The 5,887-nt window shown below is 53.2% G+C and carries 2 tRNA genes and 2 rRNA genes; all 4 read left to right on the forward strand.

Annotated features, from left to right (window positions below):
- The first annotated feature begins 589 nt into the window (after positions 1-589).
- The 4 genes from KBY73_RS14945 to KBY73_RS14960 all read left to right on the forward strand — a co-directional run bounded on the left by KBY73_RS14945 (position 590) and on the right by KBY73_RS14960 (position 5,859).
- A 16S ribosomal RNA gene (locus tag KBY73_RS14945) occupies positions 590-2,074 on the forward strand.
- Positions 2,075-2,331: 257 nt separating this feature from the next.
- Positions 2,332-2,405: transfer RNA gene (locus tag KBY73_RS14950), tRNA-Ile, on the forward strand.
- A gap of 9 nt (positions 2,406-2,414) precedes the next feature.
- Positions 2,415-2,487, forward strand: a tRNA-Ala gene (locus KBY73_RS14955).
- 496 nt (positions 2,488-2,983) lie between these two features.
- Positions 2,984-5,859 (forward strand): 23S ribosomal RNA (locus KBY73_RS14960).
- Together the 16S and 23S rRNA genes with 2 tRNA genes alongside form the textbook arrangement of a ribosomal RNA operon.
- Positions 5,860-5,887 lie beyond the last annotated feature (28 nt).

Consider the following 5,887-nt stretch of genomic DNA (forward strand, 5'->3'; position numbering starts at 1 on the left):
TCCTTGCCAACCGGGCAACAGAGGTGATATGTTTTTGGACTGCGCGCAAGGGGGGAAGCCCCGGAAGCGAGCAGGCTTACGACGAAGAAGGCGAGAGCCGACGGTGTTGTAAGTTTTCTGAGTCGCTGAGAGGCGACGTTCCGCCGAGAACTCCCGAGAGGGGGAGGAAGCGGAAGCACCTGGACAACTAAAAAGTTTAGGAACTGACGCTTTCACTGCGTCACGGATCAAAGGAGCCTGCACCGCCTGAGAAGGAGGGTGTTGGAGCTTTGATTTTTTAGCTGAGAGATCAGCTAGTGACGGAAATAGCAGTGAAGGTGTGAGGTCCCGTCAAAAAAGAACAAGCGTGACGCGCCTGTTGGTTGGTTTTTGATGCCTTCTCACGAGGGAACAGGAGCTGGTGTGCCGATGGGAGAGGCGAGCGCGACCGGATCTGGGATTCGGGAAAGTCAAGAGGAAAGAAATTTCTGAATGCACTCTTTGAAACCTTCTGTCAGAGGAAGGGGCTCCAACTGTGAGACCTGCGCCAGTGGGTCAAAGCGGGTGAGAAGCAATTCATGTTGAGGCGAAAGTCGATAGGACGTGAACTACAACGGAGAGTTTGATCCTGGCTCAGGATGAACGCTGGCGGCGTGCTTAACACATGCAAGTCGAACGAACCTTCGGGTTAGTGGCGGACGGGTGAGTAACGCGTGAGAATCTGCCCTCAGGAGGGGGATAACGGCTGGAAACGGCCGCTAATACCCCATATGCCGAGAGGTGAAATGAATTTCGCCTGAGGATGAGCTCGCGTCTGATTAGCTAGTTGGTGTGGTAAAGGCTCACCAAGGCTTCGATCAGTAGCTGGTCTGAGAGGATGATCAGCCACACTGGGACTGAGACACGGCCCAGACTCCTACGGGAGGCAGCAGTGGGGAATTTTCCGCAATGGGCGCAAGCCTGACGGAGCAACGCCGCGTGAGGGATGAAGGCCTCTGGGCTGTAAACCTCTTTTATCAAGGAAGAAGATCTGACGGTACTTGATGAATAAGCCACGGCTAATTCCGTGCCAGCAGCCGCGGTAATACGGGAGTGGCAAGCGTTATCCGGAATTATTGGGCGTAAAGCGTCCGCAGGCGGTTTTACAAGTCTGTCGTTAAAACGTGGAGCTCAACTCCATTTCGGCGATGGAAACTGTAAGACTAGAGTGTGGTAGGGGCAGAGGGAATTCCCGGTGTAGCGGTGAAATGCGTAGATATCGGGAAGAACACCAGTGGCGAAGGCGCTCTGCTGGGCCATAACTGACGCTCATGGACGAAAGCCAGGGGAGCGAAAGGGATTAGATACCCCTGTAGTCCTGGCCGTAAACGATGAACACTAGGTGTCGGGGGAATCGACCCCCTCGGTGTCGTAGCCAACGCGTTAAGTGTTCCGCCTGGGGAGTACGCACGCAAGTGTGAAACTCAAAGGAATTGACGGGGGCCCGCACAAGCGGTGGAGTATGTGGTTTAATTCGATGCAACGCGAAGAACCTTACCAGGGTTTGACATCCTGCGAATTCCTTGGAAACTTGGAAGTGCCTTCGGGAGCGCAGTGACAGGTGGTGCATGGCTGTCGTCAGCTCGTGTCGTGAGATGTTGGGTTAAGTCCCGCAACGAGCGCAACCCACGTCTTTAGTTGCCAGCATTCAGTTGGGCACTCTAGAGAGACCGCCGGTGATAAACCGGAGGAAGGTGTGGATGACGTCAAGTCATCATGCCCCTTACATCCTGGGCTACACACGTACTACAATGCTACGGACAAAGGGCAGCAAACTCGCGAGAGCTAGCAAATCCCATAAACCGTGGCTCAGTTCAGATCGTAGGCTGCAACTCGCCTACGTGAAGGAGGAATCGCTAGTAATCGCAGGTCAGCATACTGCGGTGAATACGTTCCCGGGCCTTGTACACACCGCCCGTCACACCATGGAAGTTGGCCACGCCCGAAGTCGTTACTCCAACCCTTGTGGAGGAGGATGCCGAAGGTGGGGCTGATGACTGGGGTGAAGTCGTAACAAGGTAGCCGTACCGGAAGGTGCGGCTGGATCACCTCCTAACAGGGATACAATAACTAATTGTGATGTCTGAGTAATTTATTCTCAGGCCATGATTCTGTCATCTCTAAGGTCGATCGGTACCTCAATTTGAGAATTCAAGAAGAGCTGAGTAATCAGTTTGGAGATGAAGGTCTTAATTTCAGTTCCTAAACTTTGTCTAGGTCACCCCACAGCGGGTAAAGCCGAGAGCATGAATTTAATTATTTGTGTTTGATCTGGCAAGCCGAAAGGCGAGCTAGGTTGCGGCGAGAGCTCCTGGGCCATTAGCTCAGGTGGTTAGAGCGCACCCCTGATAAGGGTGAGGTCCCTGGTTCAAGTCCAGGATGGCCCATTCGTGTTTGGGGGTTTAGCTCAGTTGGTAGAGCGCCTGCTTTGCAAGCAGGATGTCAGCGGTTCGAGTCCGCTAACCTCCATCCAATGATGATGCTCATCCCTCAATCTGTAACTGCAAGTTTTGCGGTAAGGAGTTTTGCTGTGTATGTGATCTTGACTGTTGTTCGCTGAAGATTTCAGCTTCTTTTCATTCTTCCTAAGCTAACCAGATGGCTGGTTGTTTAGTTTGGTTGAAAAGACGCTGGATTCAACCCTGCCCTGGAGACAGGGCTGTTTGAATGTCAGCAGAACCTTGACAACTGCATAGGTAAAGTCTGGAAATAAAGCATCTCATGGATGCTTGATTCTAGCTTGGGTTTTGTCCAGTAATGGGTAGAGCTTAAGGCTGGTATCAAGAAAATTCTATTGAGTTTTTAGAGCCGAGAGCTTTCAGTTTTCTTCTGAGCCCGCCGAGGGTTTGGGAGTTTGATCCTGGCATTCAAACCGCAGGAAATACTCAAAGAAATTTGAGTATTAAGTGTAGGTGAATCTAGAGAGAATAGGCCTCAACAGCCTGAAGGACTGGGAGTTGAAATTGGTCAAGCTACAAAGGGCTCACGGTGGATACCTTGGCACACAGAGGCGATGAAGGACGTGGTTACCTGCGATAAGTCTCGGGGAGCTGGAAACACGCTTTGATCCGGGAATTTCCGAATGGGGCAACCCTTAGAACGGCCGCCTGAATCCATAGGGCGGCACGAGCCAACCCAGCGAACTGAAACATCTTAGTAGCTGGAGGAAAGGAAAGTAAAAACGACTCCCTGAGTAGCGGCGAGCGAACGGGGAAGAGCCTAAACCGATGCTTCCGAGCATCGGGGTTGTGGGACAGCAACGTGGACCAACAGAGTTAGAAGAAGCGTTTGAATGGCGCGCCACAGAGGGTGAAAGCCCCGTATTCGAAAACAAAGTTGGCCTAGCTGTATCCCGAGTAGCACGGAGCACGTGAAATTCCGTGTGAATCTGCGAGGACCACCTCGTAAGGCTAAGTACTCCTGTGTGACCGATAGCGAAACAGTACCGCGAGGGAAAGGTGAAAAGAACCCCGGGAGGGGAGTGAAATAGAACATGAAACCGTGAGCTTACAAGCAATGGGAGCCCGACTAATCGGGTGACCGTGTGCCTGTTGAAGAATGAGCCGGCGACTTATAGGCACTGGCAGGTTAAACCGGAAATGGTGGAGCCATAGCGAAAGCGAGTCTGAATAGGGCGATCGTCAGTGTTTATAGACCCGAACCCGGGTGATCTAACCATGGCCAGGATGAAGCTTGGGTGATACCAAGTGGAGGTCCGAACCGACTGATGTTGAAAAATCAGCGGATGAGCTGTGGTTAGGGGTGAAATGCCAATCGAACCCGGAGCTAGCTGGTTCTCCCCGAAATACGTTGAGGCGTAGCGTCTAGTGCTCCAGCAGGGGGGTAAAGCCACCGTTTCGGTGCGGGCTGCGAGAGCGGTACCAAATCGATACGAACTCTGAATACCCTGTGTGTAACTAGGCAGTCAGACTGTGGGGGATAAGCTCCATGGTCGAAAGGGAAACAGCCCAGACCGCCAGCTAAGGTCCCCAAATCAATGCTGAGTGATAAAGGAGGTGGGATTGCCCAGACAACCAGGAGGTTTGCCTAGAAGCAGCCATCCTCAAAGGAGTGCGTAATAGCTCACTGGTCGAGCGATCCTGCGCCGAAAATGAACGGGGCTAAGCATTGTACCGAAGCTGCGGATTTAACTTGTTAAATGGTAGGGGAGCGTTCCATGCGGGGTGAAGCGTTAGCGTAAGCGGGCGTGGACTACATGGAAGTGAGAATGTCGGCTTGAGTAGCGAAAACATGGGTGAGAATCCCATGCCCCGAAACCCTAAGGGTTCCTCCGGCAGGCTCGTCCGCGGAGGGTTAGTCAGGACCTAAGGCGAGGCCGAAAGGCGTAGTCGATGGACAACAGGTCAACATTCCTGTACCTGTGATGTTTTGGGAAGGGGGACGGAGAAGGCTAGCCAAGCCAGATGTTGGTTACTGGTCCAAGCGTTCGAGGCGTTGAGAACCGGCGAAAACGGTTTGAGCTGAGGCGTGAGTGCGAGCTGCTACGGCAGCGAAGTTGGTGACGTCATGCTTCCAAGAAAAGCCCTATACCCGTTAAGGCATCATGGCCTGTACCCGAAACCGACACAGGTGGGGTGGTAGAGAATACCGAGGGGCGCGAGGTAACTCTCTCTAAGGAACTCGGCAAAATGACCCCGTAACTTCGGGAGAAGGGGTGCCACCGCAAGGTGGTCGCAGTGAAGAGGCCCAGGCGACTGTTTACCAAAAACACAGGTCTCCGCTAAGTCGCAAGACGATGTATGGGGGCTGACGCCTGCCCAGTGCCGGAAGGTTAAGGAAGCTGGTCAGCGTAAGCGAAGCTGGCGACTGAAGCCCCGGTGAACGGCGGCCGTAACTATAACGGTCCTAAGGTAGCGAAATTCCTTGTCGGGTAAGTTCCGACCCGCACGAAAGGCGTAACGATCTGGGCGCTGTCTCGGAGAGAGGCTCGGCGAAATAGAATTGTCTGTGAAGATGCGGACTACGTGCACCCGGACAGAAAGACCCTATGAAGCTTTACTGTAGCTTGGTATTGTGCCCGGGCTCTGAATGCGCAGGATAGGTGGGAGGCTTTGATCAACAGCTTGCGGGTTGTTGTGAGCCAACGGTGAGATACCACTCTTTCAGAGCTAGGGTTCTAACAGTCACCCGTTATCCGGGGACTGGACAGTATCTGGTGGGCAGTTTGACTGGGGCGGTCGCCTCCTAAAAGGTAACGGAGGCGCGCAAAGGTTTGCTCAGGCTGGTTGGAAATCAGCCGACGAGTGTAAAAGCAGAAGCAAGCTTGACTGTGAGACCTACAAGTCGAACAGGGAGGAAACTCGGCTTTAGTGATCCGACGGTTCTGCGTGGAAGGGCCGTCGCTCAACGGATAAAAGTTACTCTAGGGATAACAGGCTGATCTCCCCCAAGAGTTCACATCGACGGGGAGGTTTGGCACCTCGATGTCGGCTCATCGCAACCTGGGGCTGAAGTCGGTCCCAAGGGTTGGGCTGTTCGCCCATTAAAGCGGTACGCGAGCTGGGTTCAGAACGTCGTGAGACAGTTCGGTCCATATCCGGTGCATGCGCAGGAATATTGAGAGGATTTCTCCCTAGTACGAGAGGACCGGGAGGAACGCACCTCTGGTGTACCAGTTATCGTGCCAACGGTAAACGCTGGGTAGCCATGTGCGGAGAGGATAACCGCTGAAAGCATCTAAGTGGGAAGCCCACCTCAAGATGAGTATTCCCATGGCGTTAGCCAGTAAGGTCACGGGAAGAACACCCGTTGATAGGCTCTATGTGGAAGCGCAGTAATGCGTGAAGCAGAGGAGTACTAATAGACCGAGGGCTTGACCAAAACTCAGGCTCTAAACAAAAGCTTGTTT

This window comes from Cyanobium sp. Tous-M-B4 (genome assembly GCF_024345395.1).
GTDB lineage: Bacteria > Cyanobacteriota > Cyanobacteriia > PCC-6307 > Cyanobiaceae > Cyanobium_A.